23 protein-coding genes and 1 pseudogene are annotated in these 23,716 nt (G+C 73.0%); 5 read left to right on the forward strand and 19 right to left on the reverse strand.

The window, feature by feature from the left end:
- Position 1: 1 nt before the first annotated feature.
- The 5 genes from carA to KR546_RS16345 all read right to left on the reverse strand — a co-directional run bounded on the left by carA (position 2) and on the right by KR546_RS16345 (position 5,163).
- Positions 2 to 1,192 (reverse strand): glutamine-hydrolyzing carbamoyl-phosphate synthase small subunit, encoded by a 1,191-nt coding sequence (gene carA / locus KR546_RS16325; RefSeq protein ID WP_238445785.1) that lies wholly within the window; start codon positions 1,190 to 1,192, stop codon positions 2 to 4.
- Entirely contained in the window at positions 1,189 to 2,499 is a 1,311-nt protein-coding gene (locus KR546_RS16330) for a dihydroorotase (protein WP_238445807.1), read from the reverse strand. The genes carA and KR546_RS16330 overlap by 4 nt, the downstream gene beginning before the upstream one ends.
- Before the next feature lie 5 nt (positions 2,500 to 2,504).
- Positions 2,505 to 3,443, reverse strand: a complete 939-nt coding sequence (locus KR546_RS16335; protein ID WP_238445786.1) for an aspartate carbamoyltransferase catalytic subunit — start codon at positions 3,441 to 3,443, stop codon at positions 2,505 to 2,507.
- Positions 3,440 to 4,009, reverse strand: a complete 570-nt coding sequence (gene pyrR, locus KR546_RS16340) for a bifunctional pyr operon transcriptional regulator/uracil phosphoribosyltransferase PyrR (RefSeq protein WP_238445787.1) — start codon at positions 4,007 to 4,009, stop codon at positions 3,440 to 3,442. Before pyrR ends, KR546_RS16335 begins: the two co-directional genes overlap by 4 nt.
- 338 nt (positions 4,010 to 4,347) lie before the next feature.
- On the reverse strand, positions 4,348 to 5,163 hold the full coding sequence (locus KR546_RS16345; RefSeq protein WP_238445788.1) for a transglycosylase family protein: 816 nt from the start codon (positions 5,161 to 5,163) through the stop codon (positions 4,348 to 4,350).
- A gap of 544 nt (positions 5,164 to 5,707) precedes the next feature.
- On the opposite strand from KR546_RS16345, the gene KR546_RS16350 reads away from it, so the two are divergent.
- Positions 5,708 to 5,980 (forward strand): hypothetical protein, encoded by a 273-nt coding sequence (locus KR546_RS16350; protein ID WP_238445789.1) that lies wholly within the window; start codon positions 5,708 to 5,710, stop codon positions 5,978 to 5,980.
- 41 nt (positions 5,981 to 6,021) lie between these two features.
- Here KR546_RS16350 and nusB read toward each other — a convergent pair whose 3' ends face one another.
- The 12 genes from nusB to alaS all read right to left on the reverse strand — a co-directional run bounded on the left by nusB (position 6,022) and on the right by alaS (position 17,867).
- Positions 6,022 to 6,603 carry a transcription antitermination factor NusB gene (gene nusB / locus KR546_RS16355; RefSeq protein WP_238445790.1) on the reverse strand — a complete coding sequence of 194 codons (582 nt, stop codon included), beginning with the start codon at positions 6,601 to 6,603 and terminating at the stop codon, positions 6,022 to 6,024.
- A gap of 67 nt (positions 6,604 to 6,670) precedes the next feature.
- Complete coding sequence (gene efp, locus KR546_RS16360; protein WP_238445791.1) at positions 6,671 to 7,228, reverse strand: elongation factor P; 558 nt, start codon at positions 7,226 to 7,228, stop codon at positions 6,671 to 6,673.
- 135 nt (positions 7,229 to 7,363) lie between these two features.
- Positions 7,364 to 8,470 (reverse strand): M24 family metallopeptidase, encoded by a 1,107-nt coding sequence (locus tag KR546_RS16365; protein WP_238445792.1) that lies wholly within the window; start codon positions 8,468 to 8,470, stop codon positions 7,364 to 7,366.
- Complete coding sequence (gene aroQ, locus KR546_RS16370; RefSeq protein WP_238445793.1) at positions 8,467 to 8,934, reverse strand: type II 3-dehydroquinate dehydratase; 468 nt, start codon at positions 8,932 to 8,934, stop codon at positions 8,467 to 8,469. Before aroQ ends, KR546_RS16365 begins: the two co-directional genes overlap by 4 nt.
- Positions 8,931 to 10,112 (reverse strand): 3-dehydroquinate synthase, encoded by a 1,182-nt coding sequence (aroB, locus tag KR546_RS16375; protein WP_238445794.1) that lies wholly within the window; start codon positions 10,110 to 10,112, stop codon positions 8,931 to 8,933. Before aroB ends, aroQ begins: the two co-directional genes overlap by 4 nt.
- Positions 10,109 to 10,657 (reverse strand): shikimate kinase, encoded by a 549-nt coding sequence (locus KR546_RS16380; protein ID WP_238445795.1) that lies wholly within the window; start codon positions 10,655 to 10,657, stop codon positions 10,109 to 10,111. The genes aroB and KR546_RS16380 overlap by 4 nt, the downstream gene beginning before the upstream one ends.
- Before the next feature lie 37 nt (positions 10,658 to 10,694).
- Complete coding sequence (gene aroC / locus KR546_RS16385; RefSeq protein WP_238445808.1) at positions 10,695 to 11,873, reverse strand: chorismate synthase; 1,179 nt, start codon at positions 11,871 to 11,873, stop codon at positions 10,695 to 10,697.
- Positions 11,874 to 12,005: 132 nt separating this feature from the next.
- Positions 12,006 to 12,809 carry a prepilin peptidase gene (locus tag KR546_RS16390; protein WP_238445796.1) on the reverse strand — a complete coding sequence of 268 codons (804 nt, stop codon included), beginning with the start codon at positions 12,807 to 12,809 and terminating at the stop codon, positions 12,006 to 12,008.
- Positions 12,806 to 13,678, reverse strand: a complete 873-nt coding sequence (locus KR546_RS16395; protein WP_238445797.1) for a shikimate dehydrogenase — start codon at positions 13,676 to 13,678, stop codon at positions 12,806 to 12,808. The genes KR546_RS16390 and KR546_RS16395 overlap by 4 nt, the downstream gene beginning before the upstream one ends.
- On the reverse strand, positions 13,663 to 14,733 hold the full coding sequence (gene mltG, locus KR546_RS16400; protein WP_238445798.1) for an endolytic transglycosylase MltG: 1,071 nt from the start codon (positions 14,731 to 14,733) through the stop codon (positions 13,663 to 13,665). The genes KR546_RS16395 and mltG overlap by 16 nt, the downstream gene beginning before the upstream one ends.
- A gap of 31 nt (positions 14,734 to 14,764) precedes the next feature.
- Positions 14,765 to 15,238 carry a Holliday junction resolvase RuvX gene (ruvX, locus tag KR546_RS16405; protein WP_238445799.1) on the reverse strand — a complete coding sequence of 158 codons (474 nt, stop codon included), beginning with the start codon at positions 15,236 to 15,238 and terminating at the stop codon, positions 14,765 to 14,767.
- The gene (alaS, locus tag KR546_RS16410; RefSeq protein ID WP_238445800.1) at positions 15,231 to 17,867 is read right to left on the reverse strand and encodes an alanine--tRNA ligase; all 2,637 of its coding nucleotides are present in this window, start codon (positions 17,865 to 17,867) and stop codon (positions 15,231 to 15,233) included. Before alaS ends, ruvX begins: the two co-directional genes overlap by 8 nt.
- Before the next feature lie 169 nt (positions 17,868 to 18,036).
- Between alaS and KR546_RS16415 the strand changes: the two genes are divergently transcribed.
- The 4 genes from KR546_RS16415 (at position 18,037) to KR546_RS16430 (ending at position 22,236) form a co-directional block, all read left to right on the forward strand.
- The gene (locus KR546_RS16415; protein WP_238445801.1) at positions 18,037 to 20,346 is read left to right on the forward strand and encodes a DUF6351 family protein; all 2,310 of its coding nucleotides are present in this window, start codon (positions 18,037 to 18,039) and stop codon (positions 20,344 to 20,346) included.
- Positions 20,343 to 21,296, forward strand: a complete 954-nt coding sequence (locus tag KR546_RS16420; RefSeq protein WP_238445802.1) for a S66 peptidase family protein — start codon at positions 20,343 to 20,345, stop codon at positions 21,294 to 21,296. The genes KR546_RS16415 and KR546_RS16420 overlap by 4 nt, the downstream gene beginning before the upstream one ends.
- Before the next feature lie 212 nt (positions 21,297 to 21,508).
- On the forward strand, positions 21,509 to 21,976 hold the full coding sequence (locus tag KR546_RS16425) for an HAD-IA family hydrolase (RefSeq protein ID WP_338019183.1): 468 nt from the start codon (positions 21,509 to 21,511) through the stop codon (positions 21,974 to 21,976).
- Positions 21,973 to 22,236, forward strand: a complete 264-nt coding sequence (locus KR546_RS16430; RefSeq protein WP_238445804.1) for a DUF4031 domain-containing protein — start codon at positions 21,973 to 21,975, stop codon at positions 22,234 to 22,236. The genes KR546_RS16425 and KR546_RS16430 overlap by 4 nt, the downstream gene beginning before the upstream one ends.
- Before the next feature lie 12 nt (positions 22,237 to 22,248).
- Here KR546_RS16430 and KR546_RS16435 read toward each other — a convergent pair whose 3' ends face one another.
- Positions 22,249 to 22,965, reverse strand: a complete 717-nt coding sequence (locus tag KR546_RS16435; protein WP_238445805.1) for an HD domain-containing protein — start codon at positions 22,963 to 22,965, stop codon at positions 22,249 to 22,251.
- Positions 22,966 to 23,042: 77 nt separating this feature from the next.
- Positions 23,043 to 23,716 (reverse strand): annotated as a pseudogene (locus tag KR546_RS16440) (galactokinase); the annotation flags it as partial.

Here is a 23,716-nt window from a genome sequence, read left to right on the forward strand (position 1 = left end):
CTCAGGCTCCTGCGGGGGCGGTGGCGAAGGCGTGGTGCGCGGGTGTCTGCCCGGTCTCCATGAGACGCGCGAAGTCGTCGAACAGGTAGCGCGAGTCGTGCGGCCCCGGGGAGGCCTCGGGGTGGTACTGCACCGCGAAGGCCGGCAGGTCCAGGCAGGCCAGGCCCTCGACGCAGTCGTCGTTGAGGTTGACGTGGGTGACAGCCACCCGGCCGTGGTCGGCGGTGGTGAACACCCCGTCGCCGGCCAGCGCACCGAGGCTGTCGGCCACGACCGCGAACCCGTGGTTGTGCGAGCTGATCTCGACCACGCCGTCGCGGCGTCGCTGCACGGGCTGGTTCACCCCGTGGTGGCCGAAGGCGAGCTTGGTGGTCTCGGCGCCCAGTGCGAGGCCCAGCAGCTGCGAGCCCAGGCAGATGCCGAACACGGGGACCCGGCCCAGCAGGCCACGCACGGTCGCCTGGCCATGGATGACCGCCGCGGGGTCACCGGGGCCGTTGGACACCAGCACGCCATCGGGCTCGTGGGCCAGCACGTCCTCGGCGGTGGAGGTGGCGGGCACGACGCGGACGTCGCAGCCCATGTCGGCCAGCAGCCGCAGCATCCGTCGCTTCACGCCGTAGTCGATCGCGACCACCCGGAACCGGGCTTCGCCGGTGGCCGCGACGTCGTAGGCCTGCGCGGTGGTGACCTCGCCGGTCAGGTCGCGACCCCCCATCGTCGGCGACTCGCGCACCCGGGCCAGCAGCTCGTCCACGTCGAGCACCTCGGTCGACACGCCCGAGCGCATCGCACCGTGGTCGCGCAGGCGCAGGGTGACGGCACGGGTGTCGACCCCCTCGATGCCGACCACCCCGGCGTCGAGCAGGTCGTCGCGCAGGGTGGACGTGGCGCGGTGGCTGGAGACCCGACGGGCGGCCTCGGTCACGACGAACCCGGCGACCTGGATCCGGTCGGACTCGGCGTCGGCCTCGCACGTGCCGTAGTTGCCGACCATCGGCGCGGTCATCGTCACGACCTGTCGGCGGTACGACGGGTCGGTGAGGACCTCCTGGTAGCCGGCCATCGCCGTGTTGAACACCGACTCGCCGAACGCGGTCCCGTCGGCGCCGAACGCACGGCCACGGAAGGCCGAGCCGTCCTCGAGCACCAGCAGGGCCGGTCGGTCGGGGGTCACGGGCAGGCGGCTCATGCGGGCACCTTCGGGTCGGCGACGACCCCGTCTCTGAGTGTGAAGCGGCCACGGAGCAGGGTGTGGACCGGCCGGGAGGTCAGGGTCTCGCCGTGGAACGGGGTGTTGTGGGCACGGGAGTGCAGGGCCCGGCCGTCTACGGTCCAGCGTGCGTCGGGGTCCACCACCACCAGGTTGGCCGGGGCGTCGGGTGCGATCGGCCCCCCGTGGCCACCCATGTCGCGGACCCCGGCCGGTCGGGTCGTGAACGCCGCGACCGCGTCGAGCAGGGGCAGGTCACCGGGCTCGACGAGGTCGGTGACGACGACCGCCAGGGCGGTCTCCAGCCCGAGCATCCCGCACGGGGCGTGGTCCCACTCCTGGTCCTTCTGCTCATGGGGGTGCGGGGCGTGGTCGGTGGCGACGGCGTCGATGGTCCCGTCGGCCAGGGCGGCCCGCAGGGCGAGCACGTCGTCGCGGGTCCGCACGGGTGGGTTGACCTTGTAGACCGGGTCGTAGGTCGCCACCACCGTGTCGTCGAGGTGGAGGTGGTGCGGGGTGACCTCGGCGGTGACCCGCACGCCACGCTGCTTGGCAAGGCGGATCAACTCCACGCTGCCGGCGGTGGACACGTGTGGGACGTGCAGGCGCGCCCCCAGCCCGGCGGCCAGCAGCAGGTCGCGCGCGATCATGACCTCCTCGGCCTCGTGCGGCCAGCCCGGCAGGCCCAGCACGGCCGACATCCGCCCCTCGTTCATCTGGGCGTCCTCGGTGAGGTCCATGTCCTGGCTGTGGTTGGCCACGACCGCGTCGAACCGCGCCGCGTACTGGAGTGCGCGGCGCATGATCAGGGTGTCGGTGACCGGGATGCCGTCGTCGGAGAAGAAGTCGACCCGCGCGTGCGAGTCGTACAGCTCGCCCATCTCGGCCAGTCGCTGCCCGGCCAGTCCGACCGTGATCGCCCCGACCGGGCGGACGTCCACCAGCCCGACGTCGCGACCGCGACGCTCGACCAGCTCGGCCACAGCCGCGGTGTCGCACACCGGGAGCGTGTTGGCCATGGGGGCCACGGCGGTGTAGCCGCCGGCCGCCGCGGCCGCGGACCCGGTGGCGATGTCCTCGGCATCCTCGAAGCCGGGCTCGCGCAGGTGGGTGTGGAGGTCGACCAGCCCGGGCAGGACCCACAGCCCGGCACAGTCGACGACCTCGTCGCCGGCCTGGTCGGCCAGGTCCGGTCCGACCTCCACGATCCGCTCGCCGTCCAGGCGCACGTCGGCGACGTCGTCGTGTCCGCGGGTCGGGTCGACCACCCGGCCACCCTTCAGCATCAACGTCATGCGTCGACCTCCGAGCCGGCGATGAGCAGGTACAGGCAGGCCATGCGCACCGCGATCCCGTTGTTGACCTGGTCGGTGATCAGGGCCCGTGGCGAGTCGGCGACGTCCGGCGTGATCTCGACCCCGCGGTTCATCGGGCCGGGGTGCATCACGATCGCGTGGTCCGGCAGCGCGGCGAGGCGCCGGGCGTCCATGCCGTAGAGACGGTGGTACTCGCGGGTCGAGGGGAAGAAGGCGCGGTGCATGCGCTCGCGCTGGACCCGCAGCAGGTACAGCACGTCGGAGTCGCCCAACGCGTCGTCGAGGTCGGTGATGACCTCGACGTTGCCCCCGTCGGTCCATGCGGACAAGTCGGTCGGCAGCAGCGTGTCGGGCGCGACCAGGCGGACGGTGGCGCCGGCCAGGGTCAGCGCCTCGATCTCGGAGCGGGCCACGCGCGAGTGGATGATGTCCCCACAGATCGTGACCGTCAGCCCCGCGAGGTGGCCGAAGTGGCTCCGCATGGTGTAGAGGTCGAGCAGGGCCTGGGTCGGGTGCTGGTGCCACCCGTCCCCGGCGTTGAGGATCGGCACGTCGAGGTACTGGCTGAGCTGCAGCGGCGCCCCGGACGAGCCCGATCGCACCACCACGGTGTCGACGCCCATCGCGTCCAGGGTCAGGGCCGTGTCCTTGAACGACTCGCCCTTGGACACGCTCGACCCCTTGGCAGAGAAGTTCATCACGTCGGCCGACAGGCGCTTGGCGGCGATGTCGAAGCTGAGCCGGGTCCGGGTCGAGTCCTCGAGGAACAGGTTGCAGACCGTCCGGCCACGAAGGGTCGGGACCTTCTTGATGCGGCGGGCCGAGATCTCGTCCATCACCTCGGCCGTGTCCAGCACGAGGGCGAGGTCCTCGGCGTCCAGGTCGTCGATGCTGATCAGTCGCGTCGCCTTCATGCCCGGGCTCCCGACTCGCCGGCAGGGGCCGGATCGTGGGTCGGGACGGCCTCGAGGACGACCTCGTCGACGTCGTCGATCTCGGCCAGGCGCACGCTGATCCGCTCGGCCAGGGCGGTCGGCAGGTTCTTGCCGACGTGGTCGGCGCGGATCGGCAGCTCGCGGTGACCGCGGTCGACCAGGGTGACGAGCCGGATCGCGTCCGGACGCCCGACGTCGAGGATCGCGTCCATCGCCGCGCGGATGGTGCGGCCCGTGAACAACACGTCGTCGACGATGACCACGGTCGTGCCGTCGACGTCGACCGGGAAGCGCGTGTCGGCGAGGGCGCGGGGTGGGCGGGAGGCGACGTCGTCGCGGTACAGGGTCACGTCGAGCGGGCCGACCGGGACCTCGACGTCCTCGATCTCGCCGATGTTGGCGGCCAGGCGTCGTGCGAGCGGGACCCCACGGGTCTGGATCCCCATCAGGACCAGCCCGTCGGCGCCGTGGTTGGCCTCGACCAGCTCGTGGGCGAGGCGGCGCAGCGCCCGCCGGATGTCGTCGGCGTCCAGCAGCCGGCTCATCGGGGACCCCGTGGTCCGGCGTGGACGACGGCCGTCGGACCCCCCGACACGACGATGCCGACCCCGGGAACGGGATCGGCGAGCAGTGGACGAACTGGTGGTGGCACACGCGACGGCACGAGCCGTCTCCTTCCCGGCCTCACGGGACCGCGGTTAAAGGACGCTGGGCAACGCCGGTCACGATAGCGAGCGCCCTCGGGCGCTGCCCACCCGGGGACGTCTTGACGGACCGACCACGCCGCTGGTCACCGTGGACCGAACGACCGATGGCCACGCCCGTGGAGGGACGTGGCCATCGACGGTCCACGGACGCCGGTCGTGCGCGCCCGGGAGACGGGTCACGGCAGGTCGAGGACCTGGCCCGTGACGATGAGGTTCGGGTTGGCGATCGCGTCGTCGTTGGCGTCGTACAGCGACGGCCAGCCACCCGCCAGCGAGTACTCGCGGGCGATCTCGGCGAGGCTGTCACCGGCCTGCACGCGATACGTGCCCGACGACTCGCCCAGGTCGGCCTCCTCGGCCGCCCGGTCGTTGGCCGACGCCGGCAGCGCCAGCTCCTGGCCCGTGAAGATCAGGCCCGGCGTGCCGATGGCGTCCGCGTTGGCCTCGTAGAGGGTGCGCCAGCCACCGTCGACGCCCAGCCGGGCGGCGATCGATGCCAGCGTGTCACCACGCTCGACGGTGTAGGTCCCGTCGGTCTCGACCGCGACGGTGTCGTCGGAGGACGAGTCGTCTGCATCGTCGTCGGAGTCGCTGGACTGCTCGTTGCTCGACTCGTCGGACTGGTCGTCGGAGTCGTCGGACTGGTCGGCCGATGGCGCTGCCTCGGCGGAGCCGGACAGGTCGGCGGTGCTCAGGCCGAGCTTGGCGGTGCAGGCAGGCCATGCACCGGCCCCCTGCATGTCCAGCAGGGTCTCGGCTGCGGCGATCTGCTCACTGCGGGAGGCCTGGTGCGGGTACTCGGCGTACTGCTCGCCGCCGGCAGCGTCCCACGAGGACTTGGCGAACTGGAGACCGCCGTAGTAGCCGTTGCCGGTGTCGATGTCCCAGGTCTGGCCGGACTCGCACTCGGCGAGACGGTCCCAGTTGGAGTCGGCGCTGGCCGCGGTCGACAAGCCGCCGAGGGCGACGGCGGACACGGTGGCAGCCGCCACGGCGACACCTCGCCGGGTCCATGAACGCGTGGATGGTCGGACAGTCATGCACTGCTTTCGATCGGGGAAACCGTCACGACCAGCACCGCACGCACCCCTGCGGGCAACGCACTCGGCCGGTCGCGGGTCGGCGACCGTATGGGTCGCGTCGCCGGTCCCCGGGGTGCCGATCGGACACCTGCCGGAACGTCCAGTGGCCACCGAGCAACGGCTCATCGTGGCCTCGACGGCGGCCACAACGGCCGATCCCGTGGCGCCGGCCAGCCCGGCGGGCGCCCCTGTCCACCGGGCCGCTGCGTGAGCACTGACCGCACGCGAGGGGCCTGTGCCGTGCGGTCCACCCCTGCCCCGGGCCCCGACCAATCCCCCGTGCGGCGGGTGACGGACTGCCACCACCGGCGTCGAGTGCGACGACGGATCGCCCACTCCGGGCATCGACCGAGGAGGCGGACCGGGATTCCGAGCAGTTTCGGACGCCGGCACGTCGTCGTTGGGTCGCCGGACGTGGACCACGTCTCGGGGGGACCCGGGGGAAGGAAATGACATGAAGCGACTCGGGATGAGCGTCCTGCTCGCCGCCACGGTGCTGGTCGGCTCGGCCACGGCCGCCGCAGCGGACACGCCGGACAAGAACTGCTGGGGGGTGGTCTCGGCCCAGCGCGCCCAGCTCGGTGACCTCGGGCAGCACTCGGCGGCCCAGGCCACGCCACGCTCCGGCCTCGGCAACGTGACCAGGATCTTCGGGCTGGACCACGTCGGCGAGCTCGGCACCCTGTTGGCGAGCCTCGACGGGCTCGACGAGACCAGCTGCGGCTGACCGTCCGGTGACGCGTCCGGGTCACCCGGACGCGTCACCGACTACCGGACCGGGTCGCGTGACTCCGTGATCGCCGAGGCCTCCACGGCGTCGGTGTCGGCATCGTCCGCCACATCCGGCTCGCGATCGGCCGCCAGGTCCGACTCGGCCTCGTCGGTCACGTCCGGCTCGGGCTCCGCCGGCGCGTCGAGCTCGACACGCAACTGGTCGGCGTGGCGTCGGATGGCCTCCAGGATGCCGTTGACGAACCGGTGGGAGGCGTCGGTCGACAGTTCCTTGGCCAGTTCGAGTGCCTCGTCGATGACGACGGCGGCCGACACGTCCTCGGCCAGCAGCTCCCACGTCGCCATGCGCAGGATGTTGCGGTCGATCACCGGCATGCGCGCGACCTCCCAGCGGTGGGAGTAGCGCCCGATCATGCCGTCCAGCGCATGGCGGTGCCGGGCCACGCCGTCGACCAGCACTCGGGCGTAGTCGTCCATGGGCGCCCCGTCGACCGCCTGCTCGTCGTCGAGGTCGTCCAGCAACGCGACCGCGGCCGGATCCACCGCGATCTCGGCGATGGTCGCCGACGGGTCACGATCGCGCAGGTCGGCCTGGAACAGCACCTTGAGGGCACGCATCCGGGATCGGCGCGGATCGGTGGTGCCGGGACGCGGGCCGGACGTGACGGGATCGGGGGCGGGGTCGTCAGGCACGCGAGATGTACTCGCCGGAACGGGTGTCGACCTTGATCTTCTCGCCGACGTCGATGAACAGCGGCACCTGCACCTCGACGCCGGTCTCGAGCTCGGCCGGCTTGAAGGTCGACGTCGCGGTGTCCCCGGCGAGGCCGGGTTCGGTGTGGGTGACCTCCAGGACCACCGAGGCCGGGACCTCGACGCCGACCAGTCGCCCGTCGTACTCCTCGACCTGCAGCTCGTCGCCCTCGCGGACCCAGTTGGCCTGGTCACCGATGACGTCGGGCTGGACGTGGCGCTGCTCGTAGGTGTCGGTGTCCATCAGGACGTAGGCCTCGCCGTCGCGGTACAGGAACTGCAGTGCCTTGCGCTCGACGTAGGCCTGCTCGACGTCCTCGCCCGCGCGGAAGGTGCGCTCCAGCACCTTGCCGGTCTCGAGGTTCTTGAGCTTCGTGCGCACGACCGCCTGGCCCTTGCCGGGCTTGTGGTGCTCGTTGGTGACGACGGTCCACAGCTTGCCGTCCAGCAGCAGCGTCATGCCGTTCTTGAGTTGGTTCGTGGAGACCATCGGGGTTCCTGTGTCGCGTGCGTCGAGGCGGTCGGCGTGCAGCCGGCAGCGCGGAACGCAGGGCGGATCGGGTTGGCCGGAGGGGCGGTGACGAGGCCATGGTCTGGTCAGGCGGGTCTGGTCAGGCGGGTCTGGTCAGGCGGACGGGTGCGCCCCGGTCGGTGCGTCGGTCAGGACCCGTGGTCCGTCGTCGGTCACCACCAGGGTGTCCTCGATCCGGACCCCGCCGTGCCCCGGGAGGTAGATGCCGGGTTCGATCGTCAGCACCATGCCGGCGGACAGCCTATCAGTGGTCGCCAACGCGATGATCGGGTCCTCGTGGACCTCGAGGCCGACCCCGTGGCCCACCCCGTGGACGAACGCGTCGCCGTGTCCACCCTCGGTGATCACCCGTCGCGCGACCGTGTCGAGCTCGACGACGGGCTCGCCGACCCGCACGGCCGCGACGCCGGCGGCCTGGGCCCGCTCGACCAGGGCGTGCACGGCCAGCAGGTCGTCGTCCACCTCGCCGACCGCCACGGTCCGCGTGAAGTCGGCGTGGTAGCCGTCGACGCGCGCACCGATGTCGGTGGTGACCAGCTCCCCCGCACGGATCGGCCGGTCGGTCGGTTCGTGGTGTGGCACCGCGCCGTTGGTGCCCGCGGCGACGATGCTCGGGAAGGCCACGCCGTCGGCGCCCAGGTCGACCATCGTGCGCTCGATCCGGGTGGCCAGCTCCCGCTCGGTGACCCCGACCAGGTCGGTCCCGGCCGCGACGACCTCGACTCGCCAGGCCGCGACGGTCAGGTCACAGGCCCGCGCGAGGCGTCCCACCTCCGCGTCGTCCTTGACCAGGCGCAGCCCGCCGACCAGCCCGGTCCGGGCCACCAGCGCGTCGCCCGTGCGCTCCGACCAGGTCCGCGCCCGCGCGTGGCTCACCGCGGTCGGGTCGAAGGCGACCGGACCGAGCCCGTCGGACACGGCGGTCGCCACGGGGGCGAACAGGTCGCGGTCGATCCGGACCTCGAGGTCGTCGGTGTCGTCGACCCGGCCGGCGTAGCGGGCATCGGTGGCGAGGAGGTGGCGCCCGTCGGCCCGGACGAACACCGCCCCGTTGGACCCGGTGAACCCGGTCAGCCAGGCAAGGTCCGCCGCGCCAGTCACCCACAGCCCGGCGAGGCCCTCCGTCGCCAGGGTCTCCGCCAGCCGGGCACGGCGCGCCACCAGGTCCGGGGTGGGCAGGTCGCCACCGCCCGCCGTCACGAACCCTCCCCGGCGGCGGCGCGTGCACGCAACAGTCCCACGACGGCACCGACGGCCAGGGCGTAGCCGTTCACGCCGAAGCCGGCGATCGTGCCGTCGACCACGGGGGCGATCACCGAGGTGTGGCGGAAGCGCTCCCGGCCGTGGACGTTGGACAGGTGGACCTCGACCTTCGGCAGGTCCAGGATCGCCAGGGCGTCCGCCAGCGCATGGCTGGTGTGGGTCAGCGCGCCGGCGTTGACGACCACCGCGTCGGTGCCGTCGTCGCGGGCCGCGTGCACGCGACTGACCAGGTCACCCTCGTACTCGGACACGACCGCGTCGATCTCGACGTCGGCCGGCTCGCCGGCCCGTCGGGCCACCGTGACCACGTCGTCGAGCGTGGCCGTGCCGTACACCGCCGGGTCGCGGGCACCCAGCTGGGACAGGTTCGGACCGTGGAGCAGCAGGATCCGCAGGCTCATCCGCGCACCCGTCCGTCGTGGGCCGCCGTGGCGGCGTCCGTGGACTCGTCGGGGGCCTCGTCGGCCACCTCGCCCGTCGCGTCGTCGCCGGGTGGCCGCACGGCCGCGTCCTCGACGACGTCGATGGCGGCATCGATCTCGGCCCGGGTGGGACAGACCACCGTCGGGCTCCCGATGGCGTCGAGCACCACGTAGCGGACCACCCGGTCGGCCTTCTTGTCCCGGGCCATCAGGTCGGCGACGGCGTCGCGGTCCAGCACTGGCACGCCCGTGGGCAGTCCGAGCGCGCCGAACAGCTCGGTCGTGCGACGCCGGATGGCACGACCGTGCAGCTTCATCTGCTCACCCAGTGCCAGCGCGACCAGGATGCCCGCGGCGACGGCCTCGCCGTGCCACCAGGTGTCGTAGCCGGTCAGGGACTCCAGGGCGTGGGCGTAGGTGTGTCCGAGGTTGAGATGGGCTCGCACACCCTGCTCGTCGACGTCGGCCGCCACGACCGCCGCCTTCACCTCGACGTTGCGCCGGACCAGGTCCGCCCGGCCGTCGCGGTCGTCGAGCACGGCTGCCCCGGCGGTCGTGAGGTCGTCGAACAGGTCGGGGGCCGCGATCAACGCATGCTTGACGACCTCGCCGAACCCCTCGCGCAGGACCCGGCGGGGCAGGGTCTCCAGCAGGTCGGTGTCGGCGACCACGGCGGCCGGCTGGTGGATGGCCCCGACCAGGTTCTTGCCGACCGGCAGGTCGATCCCGGCCTTGCCACCGATCGCGGCGTCGACCTGGGCCAGCAGGGTGGTCGGGACCTGCACGACGTCGATCCCGCGGTTGTAGGTGGCGGCGAGGAAGCCCGCGAGGTCGCACACGACGCCGCCACCGAGCGCGACGACCACGTCGCGTCGCTGCAGGCCGGCCGCTGCGCACCGCGACCACAGGTCCACCAGCGTCTCGGACGTCTTGGCGGTCTCGCCGTCGGGGACGGTCACCACGGTGACCTCCAGCCCTGCCTCCTCCAGCGAGGTCTGGACGTCGTCGAGCCAGTGGGCCGCGACCGGGTCCTGGGTGACGACCAGCGCACGCAACGCGCGCGTGTGGTCGGCGGCCAGCGGGCCCACCCGGCCACGGATGCCGGGCCCCACGTGGACGTCGTAGGGATGGTCGGGAACCTCGACGGGAATCTTCACGGCAGGATCGCCTCGAGCTCGGAGGGTGTCAGCACGTCACGATGGTGGCGCAACCAACCCAGGACTGCATCCACGACCTCGTCCACGGGCTGGTCGGCGTCGATCACGACGTCGGCCACGGCCAGGTAGCGGTCGTCGCGGGCGGCCTTCACCTCGGCCACCCGGGTGGCCGCATCGTCACCGAGCAGCGGGCGGCCGTCACCCGTCCCGACCCGGGCCACCAGCGTGTCCACGGGCACGTCCAGGTGCACGAGGACCCCGGTGAGGGTCAGGTCGGCCACCGGGCCGTCGGCCAGCACCGTGCCACCGCCCAGCGCCAGCACCAGGTCGGGCACGGCGGCGAGCTCGCGCACCACCACCGCCTCGTAGTGGCGGAAGGCACCCTCGCCCTCCTGGGCGAAGATCTCGGGGATGCTGCGTCCGACCCAGCGGGCGATCTCCTCGTCGGTGTCGACGAGTCGTCGGCCGAGCCGGGCCGCGAGCGCGCGTCCGACGGTCGACTTGCCCGCGCCCATCATCCCCGACAGCGAGATCGTGGAGCTCATGGACGACGCCCCGGCCGTGCCGGGCTGGCCGAGCCCGTCATCGGTCCGCGATCGCGTCGCGGTACGCGGCCAGGTTGCGCACGACCTCGTCGACGGTGTCGCCCCCCGTCTTCTCCAGCAGTGCCGCCGCGAGCTCGAACGCCACGACGTGCTCGAGGACCACGCCGGCCCGGGGGACGGCACAGGCATCGGACCGCTGCGTGATCGCGACCGCGTCCTCGTGGGTGTCGAGCTCGGCGGTGGCCAGGGGACGGGGCAGGGACGACAGCGGCTTCATCGCCACCCGCATCACCAGCGGCTCGCCGGTCGTCATGCCGGCCTCGATCCCGCCCGACCGGTTCGTGGCGCGGGTGAACCGGGCGCCGTCGTGCCCGATCTCGTCGTGGGCGGCCGACCCGGGCGTGTCCGCGACCGCGAAGCCCAGGCCGAACTCGACGCCCTTCATCGCCTGCACCCCGACGGCCGCCGCGGCCAGGCGGGCGTCGATCGTCCGGTCACGGTGGACGTGGCTGCCGAGCCCGGGCGGCAGGCCGTGGGCGATCACCTCCATCACCCCGCCGAGCGTGTCGTTGTCGGCGTGGGCCGCGTCGATGCGGGCCACCATCGCCTCGGCCGTCGGCCCGTGGAGGGTCCGCACGGGGCTGGCGTCGACCGCGGCGAGGTCGTCGGGTCCCGGGCGCGGGGCGTCGTCGGGCAGGGTCACCCCGCCGATGTTCGTCACGTGGCTGACCACCGTCACCCCGACCTCGGCCAGCAGCGCCTTGCAGGCGGTGCCCACCACGGTTCGTGCCGCAGTCTCGCGGGCCGAGGCTCGTTCGAGCGCGTCGCGGACGTCGTCGTAGCCGTACTTGAGCGCACCGACCAGGTCGGCGTGGCCGGGTCGAGGCCGGGTCAGTCGTCGCCCACGGCCGGTGTCGCGGACCTCGTCGAGGTCGTCCCGGGCCAGCGGGTCCATGGCGTCGACCCACTTGGGCCACTCGGTGTTGTGGATCACCACGGCCAGCGGCGTCCCCAGCGTGCGACCGTGGCGGAGCCCGCCGAGGAACTCCAGGCGGTCGACCTCGAAGTCCATCCGCGGACTGCGACCGTGCCCGAGCCGACGTCGGAACAGCTCGTGGTCGAACTGCTGGCGCTCGAGCTCCAGTCCGGCCGGCAGCCCCTCCACGGTGGCCACCAGGGCGGGTCCGTGGGACTCGCCGGCGGTCAGGTAGCGCAGTCGCGTCACGGTCGGCTCCGGGGCGGGGTCTCGCTGGTCGGGGCACCGGACCGCGTCGTGCGGACCGGGCGGAGGACGAGCCTACGGCGTGTCCGCGCGAGGCCGATCCGCCACGCGCCCCGACGGTGACCGTCAGGCGAGGGCCAGCCCCCCCAGCCCCGGCAGGTCGCCACCCACGAGGAGCGCCGTCACGGCCCCGACCGCCAGGTACGGCCCGTACGGGACACGGGCGCTGGCGGCCCGCCCCGTGGCCAGCAGCACGATCGCGACCACGCCCGCGGCCACCACCGTGGTGTAGACGAACACCAGCGCGACGTCGGCGCCCAGCCACCCGACCGCCATCCCCAGTGACGGCGCCCACTTGACGTCGCCCATGCCCATGCCCGGCTCGCCCCGGACCAGCTCGAACAGCAGCGACATCGCCAGCATCACCGCCGGCACGGCCAGCCCGACCAGCACGGCCCGGCGCCAGTCGACCCACGTGCCGACCGTCAGCGCGAGGCCAGTGACCGCCGCGAGGCTCCAGCCAGCCAGCGGCAGGGTCAGGCGATTGGGGATGATCATGTGGGCCAGGTCGATGGGGGTCGCGACCACGACCGACCACGCCACCGGGGCCAGCAGGACCAGGACCGGTCCCGGGTGGACGACCACGACACCACCCACGACCACCACGACCGCGAGCTCCACGACCGGCAGGGCCCACGGGATCGCCACGCCACAGGTGCGACAGGTCCTGCCCAGCCGGATCCACGACACCACCGGGACGACGTCGCCCCACGCCAGGTCGTGGTCGTCGGTGAGGCACCGGGGCCGCCAGGGCCGGCGGACGGCCCGCCCGTCACCCCAACGCACGACCGCGGTGGTGGCGGGATGGATCGACGCCAACACGAGGATCGCGGCCAGGACCTGCCCCCACGGACTCCACCAGTCCGTCACGACCCCTCCCCACCACCGTCGGCGCGTGCCGCCAGCTCGTCGCGGGCAGCGGAACGCATGGCATCCACGTCGGGCGCCGTCCCGGTCCAGCCCTGCAGGGCCGCTGCGGCCTGCCCGACCACCATCTCGAGTCCGTCGACCGTGGCGGCACCGGCCCGCCGCGCATCGGTCAGGAACGGCGACGGCGGGGACGCGTAGTTGCAGTCGTAGGCGAGTTGGCCCGGATGCAGCTCGTGCAGGGGTGCGGGCAGTCGCTCACCGTGCCAGCCCAGCGGGGTGGCGTTGACGACCAGGTCCGACCCGGCCACGGCGGCCGCGACGTGCTCCGTGCGGTCCACGGCGGTCACCGCCACGGTCGACGACGACGCCCCGACGGCCGCGACCAGCTCGTGACCGCGCCCGGGGTCGCGTGCCACGACCGTGACGGTGGTCCCGCGCCCGACCAGCGCGGCCACCACGGCGCGGGCGGCCCCACCGGAACCGAGCACCACTGCGCGGTCGACGACCAGGTCCCCGAGGCCGGCGAGGAAGCCCGCGACGTCGGTGTTGTCGCCGACCAGCCCGGCGTCGGTCACCGTCAGGGTGTTCACCGCGCCGACGGCCCGCGCGGTCGCGGTCAGGTCCACGCACGCCGACATGACGGCCTGCTTGTGGGGCACCGTGACGTTCGCCCCCCGCAGGCCCAGGGACACCAGCCCGTCCAGCGCGCCCGGCAGTGACGCCGGCACCACGTCCAGCGCGACGTAGACCAGGTCGAGCCCGGCGGCCGCGATCGCGGCGTTGTGCATGGCCGGGGACACCGAGTGGGCCACGGGGTGGCCGATGACGGCCAACAGCCCGGTCGACGACGTGATCACGCGTCGGCGCACTCGCCGGCCTCCCGGTAGGCCGCGACGTTCTCCTCGTGCTCCTCGGCCGACTCGGCGAACACGTGGGTGCCGTCGCAGGCGTCGTCCAGCACGTAGAACGTGAAGTCGGTCTCGGCCGGGTTGAACGCCACCTGGATGGCCTGGGCGCGGGCTCCCGCGATCGGGGTCGGCGGCAGTGCGTCGATCTCGTAGGTGTTCCAGGCGGAGCCCTCGGCCTCGCCCTCCATCGCACGGGCGTACTCGTTGGTGGCGTCGATCTGCAGACGCATCGGGATGTCGAGCCGGTTGCGGATCACCGAGGCGATCAGCGGCCGGTCCTCGCTGACCTGGGCCTCGCGCTCGATCATCGAGGCGATGATCAGGGCGTCGTAGCGGTCCACGTCGTCCTCGGCGGCGGCCGTCACCTGCTCGGGGGGCACGGCGTCCATCGTCTGGCCGGTCTGGTCGATGAGCCGCTGGAGGATCTCGGTCGGCTCGGCGTCCAGCTCGAAGTCGTAGGTCAGCGGGAACAGCAGGCCCTCGAAGGCCTGGTTGGAATCGGGCAGCTCGTCCAGGGGCGGCACCCACTCCGGCATGACCAGCGGGCCGCCCTCCGGGTCGTTGCGCTGGGCGTCGAGGACGTCGGCGAACTCGATGGCCTCGAAGGAGGTCTGCTCGGCCAGGCGGGTCAGCGTCTGGTCGATCCGCAGCCCCTCCGCGACGGTGATCCGCAGCAGGCTCGGGCCGGCCTCGATGACGTCCACGACCGACACCACGTCCATGCCGGTCTCGAGCTCGTAGTTGCCCGGCGCGATCGTCTCGGCGATGTCGCGTCGGTTGACCTCGTCGATGAAGTCGTTGGCGCCCACCACGCCCTGGTCGTCGAGGTTGCTCGCGACGATCGTCGCGGACTGGCCCGGCGCGATCTCGAAGTCGACCGGGAGGCCGGGCTCCACGGGGTCGGGCAGGACCCCGCCGGCGATGCGCTCGAGCCCACTGCTGAGCCCCCAGATGGCCGCCGCGACCATCGCGACCAGCACGACGGCGAAGATCTTGGATCCCCGGCTCAGCGCCACGACGTTCCTCTCCCGTTGGGGACGCGTCCACTCATCGGCGGAGGCGCCGGGCGTCCAGCACGCCTCGGAGGATCAGGCTGGCGGCGACCCGGTCCACGACGTCGCGTCGTCGGCGACGACGTACGTCGCCCTCCAGCAGCGCCCGCTCGGCCTCGACGGTCGACAGGCGTTCGTCCCACAGCAGGACCGGCAGGCCGGAGCGACTCGCGATCTCCTCGGCGACGACCCGGCACTGCTGGGCGGCGCTGCCCTCGCGGCCGGCCATGGTACGTGGGTAGCCCACGACCACGGCGACGGGCTGCTCGTCGTGGATCGCGGCCAGCACGACGTCGGCGACCTCCTCGGGATCGGTCGATCCGGGGACCGTGTCCAGGGGCGTGGCCACGACCTGGCCCGGGTCGGTCACGGCCAGCCCGACCCGCACGTCGCCCACGTCCACGCCCAGCAACCGACCCGCCGCCGGCAGCGTGTCCAGCCCGCGGCTGCCAAGGGCGACGTCATCCACGGGCGAGCTCGCGCGCCTCGTCGGCCGCCCGCTGGAGCGCCTCGTCCAGCCGGGAGCCGTCGCGGCCACCCGCCTGGGCCATGCCGCCCTTGCCACCGGCGCCGCCACCGACCAGCTTCGCCGCCGGCTGCAGGACGTCCCGGGCCGCGACGCCGGCCTCGACCAGGTCGTCGGTCAGGGCCGCGACCAGCTGGGCCTTGCCGTCGTCGCTGCCCGTGCCCACCACGGCGACGCCCCGCTCACCGAGCCGCTGGCGGATGTCACCGGCGACCTGGCGCAGGCCGTCCATGTCCAGCCCGTCCAGGGACACGGCCACGATCCCCAGCCCGTCGGCGTCACGCTCGACCTCGTCGGCCAGGTCGACGGCACGGCCGGCCAGGTCGGCCTGGCGCAGGCGCACCAACTCCTTCTCGGCGGCCCGGAGCCGCTCGACGAGCGACTCGATGCGCGCCACCGCCTCGTCCGAGCGGGTGTTGAGCGTGCGCGCGACCTCCTCGGCCACCAACCGCTCGTTGGTCAGGTAGCGGTAGGCGTCGATGCCGGTCAGCGCCTCCACCCGTCGGGTGTTGGCGCCGATCGACTCCTCGCGGGCGATGACGATCGTGCCGATCTCCGCACCGTGGGGCACGTGGGTCCCACCGCACAACTCCTTGGAGAAGTCACCGATCGTCACCACCCGGACGACGTCGCCGTACTTGTCCCCGAAGTTGGCCACGGCGCCGGCCGCACGGGCGTCGTCGAGGTCCATGATCTCGGTCCGGACCGTGGGGTCCCGCAGGACACGCTCGTTGATCGTGCCCTCGATGGTGGCGAGCTGGTCGTCGGCCACGCCCTCGAAGTGGGGGAAGTCGAACCGGAGCCGCCCCGGCGTGACCAGCGAACCCGCCTGCTGGGCGTGCTCGCCGAGCACCTCCTTGATGGTGGCGTGCAGGACGTGGGTGGCCGAGTGCGACCGGGCCGTGGCGATCCGGCGGTCGGGGTCGACGGTGGCGACGACCTCCTGGCCGGGGGTCACCTCCCCGGCGACGACCCGGACCCGGTGGGTCGACACGCCCTCGATGGCCTCCTGGGTGTCGAGCACCTCCAGGCGGCCACTGGGCGTCACGAGCAGTCCGGCGTCGCCGACCTGGCCACCACCCTCGGCGTAGAACGGGGTCCGGGGCAGCACGACCTCGAGCTCGTCACCCTCGCTGGCCACGTCGACCAGGCCGGCCACGGTGACCAGGGCCCCCACGGTCGACTCGGCCCGGAGGTGGTCGTAGCCCACGAACTCGGTGCTGCCGGTGGCCGCGGCGGCCTCGCGGTAGACGCTGGCCGGCACTCCCCCGGACCCGGACTTGGCCGCGGCCCGCGCGCGTTCCTGCTGGGCCGTCATCAACTCGTCGAACCGGTCCTGGTCGAGCTCGAGCCCGGCGTCGGCGGCGATCTCGGCGGTGAGGTCGATCGGGAAGCCGTAGGTGTCGTGCAGCTGGAAGGCGACGTCGCCGGACAGGGGGTCGCCGTCCCCGAGGTCGGCCAACTCGTCGTCGAGCATCGCCAGTCCGGCCGCCAGGCGGTCCCGGAAGCCTGCCTCCTCGGCCGTCGCGACCCGCATGATCAGCTCGCGCTGGCGCTCCAGCTCGGGATAGCCGGGTCGCATGACCTCGATCACGGCGTCGATCATGGGGGGCAGGACCCGGGCATCGGCGTCGGTGACACCCAGCAGGTGGCTGTGGCGCACCGCGCGTCGCAGCAGCCGTCGCAGCACGTAGCCCCGACCCTCCTTGGCGGGCAGCACCCCGTCGGCGATCAGGAAGGCGGTCGCACGCGCGTGCTCGGCCAGGACCTTCAGGCTGACGTCGTGCTCGTCGCTGTCGCCGCGCTCGACCCCCGTCACCCGGCTGGCGGCCGCGAGCAGCGAGACCCACACGTCCGTCTCGTACAGCGTCGGCACGTCCTGCAGGATCGTCGCGAGCCGGGCCAGGCCCAGCCCGGTGTCGACGTTCTTCGCCGGCAGCTCGCCGACGATGTTGCCGTCGTCGTCACAGACGAACTCGGTGAAGACGAGGTTGTAGTACTCGACGAAGCGCTCGTCGTCGACCGCGGGGCCGCCGTCCTCGCCGTACTCGGGGCCCTTGTCGTAGAAGAACTCGCCGCAGTAGCCCGCCGACCCCGCCTGGCCCGTCCACCAGAAGTTGTCGCTGTCGAAGCGCTGGATCCGCTCGCGCGGGATGTCGGTCTCCTCGAGGATGATCTCGACGGCCTCGTCGTCGTTGACGTGGGCACTGGCCCAGATCCGCTCCGGGTCCAGCCCGAAGTGGTCGACCGACAGCTCCCACGCCCAGCGGATCGCGTCGCGCTTGTAGTAGTCCCCGAAGCTGAAGTTGCCGAGCATCTCGAAGAACGACAGGTGCCGCGCGGTCCGACCGACGTTCTCGATGTCGTTGGTGCGCACGCACTTCTGGTAGCTGACGATCCGCGGTGCGGGGGGCTCGGCGTCACCGGCGAAGTACGGGGCGAACGGGAGCATCCCGGCGATGTTGAGCAGGACGGTGGGGTCCTGCGGGATCAGGGGAGCCGACGCCACGCGCCGGTGGTCCCGCTCGACGAAGAAGTCGAGGAAGGTCTCGCGGATCTCGAAGGTGTTCACGGGGGTGGATTTCCTGCGGCTCGGGGCCGGTCGGGACGGACCCTGCATGCTATCCCGGCCCACCTCGCCGACCGGGAGCAGGGCGCGATCCCGGGCCGGAGCGGCGCTGCGCCCCCTAGGGTCGAGGCACGGGCCCACGGGGCGGGCCACCGATTGAAGGATCGACGCGATGGACCGCACGACCAACGTGACCACCCGACCGTGGCTGCGCCCGCTCGTCCTGCTGGCCCTGCTGGCCCTCGCGCTCCCCCTGGCGACACCGAGTTCCGCCGCCGCGCCCCCCGCGGCCCGTGGTGGCTGGTCGATCGAGGTCCTGTCGTCGCCGCCGGACCAGGTGTCGGGTGGCGACGCCCGGCTCGCGATCGAGCTGCCCCCCGGCCAGGTCGGCAAGGTGGCGGTGCTCGTCGGTGACCGTGACCAGACCGACGCCTTCGTGCCGACCGGCGCGGGCCGGCTGGAGGGGGTCGTGGACGGCCTCGACCTGGGACCGAACACGGTGAGCGTGGTCCGGGCCAACAACAGCCGCGTGGCGATGTCCCAGACCGTGCTGACCAACCACCCGATCACCGGACCGATGTTCTCCGGGCCCCAGCAGCAGCCCTTCCTGTGCTCCACCCCGGGTGACTACGGCAACGCCGAGCTGGCCGGACCGGTCGACGACGACTGCTCGATGGACACCGTCGTCAGCCACAAGTACCGCACCACCGACGGCAGGTTCGTCGACTACGACCCGGATGCCCCCCGGCCCGACGACATGGCCACGACCACCACGATCGACGGCACGACGGTGGACTACGTCGTGCGGTGGGAGCGGGGCACGATCAACCGGTTCATCTACTCGATCGCGGTGCTGTCCCCCGGCGGCGCGTCGAACGACCCCGAGACGGCCCCGGACCTGTCGGCGTGGAACGGCCGGTTGATCTACCGCTTCCAGGGTGGGGTCGGCATCGGCCACTACCAGGGTGATCCGTCACGCAGCCGGATGCTCGAGGACCAGGCGCTGTCACGGGGCTACGCGATCGCCTACTCGACCGGCACCAAGGCCGGCGAGCACTACAACCTGGTGGTGGGCGGCGAGACGGCGATCATGGTCAAGGACCGGTTCGTCACCCACTACGCCGACCCGGACTACACGGTCGGGCTGGGCGCGTCCGGGGGCGCGATCCAGCAGTACGTCTACGGGCAGAACCACCCGGGCCTGATCGACGCGGCGATCCCGGTGTACTCCTACCCCGACATGATCACCCAGACGATCCACGTCGGTGACTGCGAGCTGCTCGAGCGCTGGATCGACCTGCAGGTCGTGTCCGGGTCCGCGAAGTGGGCCGACTGGACGAACCGCACCCTGCTGGAGGGCATGAACGCCATCAACGGGTTCGACAACGACTACCTGGCCGTCATGCCACCGGGCTTCCCGGCCGGCAGCTCGGAGTGCATCAACGGCTGGCGCGGCCTGTCCCCCCTGGTGCTGAACCCGAACTTCGGGACCGCCCCCGGCATCACCCCGGCGCAGCAGGCGGCCACCGAGTGGACCCACTTCGGGGACGCGATCAACGTCTACGGGCTCGCCGACGACGGGTTCGCCCGACGCACGTGGGACAACGTCGGCGTGCAGTACGGCCTGGAGTCCCTGGTCGCGGGCGACCTGACGGTCGCCGAGTTCCTCGACGTCAACGCCCGGGCGGGATCGTGGAAGAACGAGCCGGACATGGTGCAGGAGGGCTGCCCGTTCATCCAGCCGGCCTGCCCGGACCCCGCGGACCTCGCGGGGCTGGGCTTCGGCGAGATCTGGCCGGACCTGGTCGACCCGTGGTCGTGGCGCAACATGGCGCTGTCGCCCGACGGGGGCGCCACGCCGGCACCCCGTGCCAGTGCCGACCCCGGGGCCGTCGAGGCCGCCCACGAGGCGGGCCTGGTGTTCAGGGGCGAGCTCGAGATCCCCGTGATCGACTGGCGCAACTACCTCGAGCGCGAGCTCGACATGCACAACTCGCACCAGTCGTTCGCCTCCCGCCAGCGGCTGCTCGACCACGACGGCGACGCCGGCAACCAGGTGATCTGGTTCACCGACGGCAACGACGACGGCGACGAGTACGACCAGACCGGGCTCGCCCTGGAGGTGATGGACGACTGGATGGCCGCGATCGTGGCCAACCCGCGACGCTCCGTGGCCGACAATCGTCCCCCCGCCGCCGTCGACTCGTGCTTCGATGCCTCCGGCACCCTCCTCGCGGCCGGCGAGGACGCCTGGGCCGGCATCCTCGACGATGCACCGGCCGGACCGTGCACCGAGGCGTTCCCGCTGTACTCCACGTCACGGATCCGGGCCGGCGGACCCATCACCGGCGACGTGTTCCAGTGCGACCTGCAGCCGGTCGCCGACGCGGTCCAGGCCGGCGTGTACGGCGACGTCGTCCTGGACGCCGCGGCCGTCGCACGCCTCGAGGCGATCTTCCCGACCGGCGTGTGCGACTGGTGAACACCTCCGACCCGGTGGGTGGCAGCGCGACGTCGCTGACCATGCCCGAGCCCCTGCGACCCGGGGACCGCGTGGTGGTCCTGGCCCCGGCGGGGCCGGTGCCACGCGACCGCCTGGATCGGGGCCTGGCCTGGTTGCGCGCCAGTGGCTTCGACGTCGTCGAGGCGGCCGCGCTGCGTGGGCGCAGCGGCCACGGTCTGCCGTTCCTTGCCGGCGACGACGACCGCCGGCGCCACGACCTGGTCACCGCCTTGCGCGACCCGGACGTCCGCGCGGTCGTCGCGGCACGTGGCGGCGACGGCACCCCACGCCTGCTGGACGCGATGCCCTGGGACGAGCTGGCCGCGGCGCCACCCACGATCGTCGCCGGGCTGTCCGACCTCACCTGCCTGCACCAGGCGCTGGCCCGACGCCTGGGCTGGGCCACGCTGTGGTCACCGATGCCCGGCACGGCGGTGCTTGGCGGCACCGCGCCGGACGAGTGGTCCCGGGCCGGACTGCTGGCGGCACTGACGGGCCGGGGCGACCCGCTGGTGCTGGCGGGGCAGACGCTCGTGGACGGTCCTGCCGTCACGGCACCACTGGTCGGCGGCACGCTGGCGTTGCTGTCGGCGATGGTGGGCACGCCGGGCCACCAGCGCGCCGATGGGGCGATCGCGGTCCTGGAGGACGTCGGCGAGCGCCCCTACCGGATCGAGCGCTTCCTCACCCACCTGCTCCGTGCCGGCTTCTTCGACGGCTGTCGTGGGATCGCGGTCGGCGACCTCGTCGACTGCGAGCCGGCCGACCAGACGATGGCGGTCGTGGCGGACTTCGCCCGGCGGGTGGCGCTCCCGGTCGTGGTCGGCCTGTCCTTCGGACACGGACCGCGCCAGGCCTCGCTGTGGCTGGGGCGACCCGCCACACTGGACCCGGCGACGGCGACCCTGTCCCAGGCACCTCGACCCTGACATCCGCACCGGAGCCCACGTGGCCACGATCGCCTTCGACGTGAACGAGACCCTGCTGAGCCTGGCACCGCTCGGGCCGGTCCTCGGCGACGTGGTGGGCGATCCCGCCGCGACCGGCGAGTGGTTCGCTCGGCTGCTGCACACCTCGCTGGTCGTCGACCACCTCGACCACCACGAGCCCTTCGACCGGGTGGCGGTCCGCGCCCTGGGACGTGTCGCGGCCGNACCGGGGCCGCACCCTGGACGACGCCCAGGCGACGCGCGTGGTGGACGCCATGCGGCACCTGCCTCCCCACGACGACGTCGTCGGTGGGCTGGTCGCGCTGCGTGCCGACGGACACCGACTGGTCGCCTTCTCGAACTCGTCCACGGAGGCCCTGGCGGCCCAGCTCGGCCATGCCGGCCTCGACGAGCACCTCGACCTCGTCGTCTCGGTGGACGGTGGCGGTCGGTTCAAACCCGCCGAGGCCGCCTACGTCCACCTGTGTCGCGAACTGGACGCGTTCGCCGACGAGGTCACGCTGGTGGCCGCGCACGACTGGGACGTCGCCGGGGCGCGGGCCGCCGGACTGCAGGGCGTGCTGCTGGCCCGACGACCGGACCGGTGGCACCTGCCCGGACCGCCGGACCCGGTGGTGTCGACGGTCGCAGCGGTCGCCCACGTGCTGGACGTGGCGTGATCTTGGTCGACCGGCCGATCTGGCATGCCCACGGCAGGCGGTGGTCACATCTGGTCAGCGACACCTCGGTGGTCGAGTTGCACACCTTCGCCGCGGAGCTCGGCCTGCCGGGCCGCGCGTTCCACCGCGACCACTACGACCTGCCGGAGCATCGCTGGGAGGACGCCGTCGACGCCGGTGCCGTCCCGGTGACAGCCCGGGAGCTGGTCCGACGCCTGCGGGCAGCCGGCCTGCGTCGTCCGCGCCGGGGCCGCCGCTGACCCCTTCGGCAGTCAGGACTCGTCGTCGGGTTGCAACGCCCGGCGCTCGCGGGTGATGTTGGCCAGGGCCGCCGCGGTGCGACGGGCGCGATCCTCCGACGGCCCGACCAGGAAGCCCGACCGGTCCAGCCGGGTCGCGAGCCGGTCGAGGACGTCGGTGCGGCCCCGTCGCCACTGCGCATCGTCCAGGCCGGCGTACTCGGCGCGGACGTCGCGGACGTAGGCGTCGTAGCGGTCCGGAGGCGACGACAGGATCCACAGGTCCCCGTCCACGAGCAGCCGGCCGGGCGGATCGTCACGGCCCGGGTCGTGCGTCGCGGTCAGCAGGACCAGCCGGGCGACCTCCTCGCGGACGACCCGCCCCACGCCGAGCTCGCCCAGGACGGCGTCCGCGTGCTGGGCACTGCGCTGCTCGTTGTCGTCGCGGCCGGGGACGTACACGACGTCGTGGAACAGTACGGCGAGCTCGACCTGCAGCGGCACCTGGCCCCAGCTGCCGTCGAGCGCGACCAGTCGATCGACCTCCGCGAGCACCTCCGCCAGGTGCCGGCGGGAATGGTGGTGGCGACCGGGCCGGTCGTGATGGCCCAGCTCCCGGTGGGCGACGGTGGCGAACACCTCCGGGTCCGGCATGCTCGCGGACTCGCGCAGTGCCGGCTCGCGGACACGGGCCGCGAGCAGGGCGTCACGACAGCGCGCCACGAGGGGATCGATCGACGTGCCGCCCATCGCCCCTCCTCACCGCGTTCACCGCCCGCGTGTCCGGCTCGTCCCAGACGTGCGGGCGGGGCGCCCCGAGCGTCCAGTCAACCACGTCGGCCCGGGGTGGGCGCCGACCCGTCGACCGGCATGTCGCCGGACGGTCCCGTCCCGTCGACGGAACGGACCAGCCGTGCCCGGCCCGGCAGGTCGTGGACCCGGCGGTACCGGGCGACCAACTCGTCCCACGCCACCACGTCGGCGGGGGCGACGGCGACCACGGCGCCGGCGAAGCCACCCCCGGTCATGCGCGCCCCGAGCACCCCCTCGGTGGCGTTGGCGAGGTCGGCCATCGTGTCCAGTTCCGGTCCGGTCACCTCGTAGTCGTCCCGCAGCGAGGCGTGCGAGGCCGCCAGCGCCGCCCCGAGCGACGCGACATCCCCCGCGGCCAGGGCGGCGGCGACCACGCGGACGCGCGCGTTCTCGGTCACGACGTGGCGGACGCGCGCGGCGAGCCGCGGCGGCAGCCGGTCGAGTCGACCGAGGTCGCCGGACCCCAGCTCCCGGAGGGTCGCCACGCCGAGCGCCGAGGCGGCCCGGTCGCACTCCCGGCGGCGCTCGTCGTAGGCAGACGCGACCAGCTGGCGACGTGCTCCCGTGTCCAGCACCACGACCTCGACGTCGTCCGGGACCGGCACGTGCTCCCACGTCGTCGTCGCACAGTCGAGCAACATGGCGTGGCCGGCACGGGCGTGCGCCACCGTCACCTGGTCGAGGATCC

It is taken from the genome of Salsipaludibacter albus (assembly GCF_019798055.1).
Lineage (GTDB): Bacteria > Actinomycetota > Nitriliruptoria > Nitriliruptorales > Nitriliruptoraceae > Salsipaludibacter > Salsipaludibacter albus.

Coding starts and splice junctions, on each gene's coding strand:
- aroQ (WP_238445793.1), bottom strand. CDS start 8,934: ATGAGCCTGCGGATCCTGCTGCTCCACGGTCCGAACCTGTCCCAGCTG.
- KR546_RS16415 (WP_238445801.1), top strand. CDS start 18,037: ATGGACCGCACGACCAACGTGACCACCCGACCGTGGCTGCGCCCGCTC.
- efp (WP_238445791.1), bottom strand. CDS start 7,228: ATGGTCTCCACGAACCAACTCAAGAACGGCATGACGCTGCTGCTGGAC.
- KR546_RS16380 (WP_238445795.1), bottom strand. CDS start 10,657: ATGAGCTCCACGATCTCGCTGTCGGGGATGATGGGCGCGGGCAAGTCG.
- KR546_RS16435 (WP_238445805.1), bottom strand. CDS start 22,965: ATGGGCGGCACGTCGATCGATCCCCTCGTGGCGCGCTGTCGTGACGCC.
- carA (WP_238445785.1), bottom strand. CDS start 1,192: ATGAGCCGCCTGCCCGTGACCCCCGACCGACCGGCCCTGCTGGTGCTC.
- KR546_RS16335 (WP_238445786.1), bottom strand. CDS start 3,443: ATGAAGGCGACGCGACTGATCAGCATCGACGACCTGGACGCCGAGGAC.
- KR546_RS16330 (WP_238445807.1), bottom strand. CDS start 2,499: ATGCTGAAGGGTGGCCGGGTGGTCGACCCGACCCGCGGACACGACGAC.
- nusB (WP_238445790.1), bottom strand. CDS start 6,603: ATGCGTGCCCTCAAGGTGCTGTTCCAGGCCGACCTGCGCGATCGTGAC.
- pyrR (WP_238445787.1), bottom strand. CDS start 4,009: ATGAGCCGGCTGCTGGACGCCGACGACATCCGGCGGGCGCTGCGCCGC.
- KR546_RS16350 (WP_238445789.1), top strand. CDS start 5,708: ATGAAGCGACTCGGGATGAGCGTCCTGCTCGCCGCCACGGTGCTGGTC.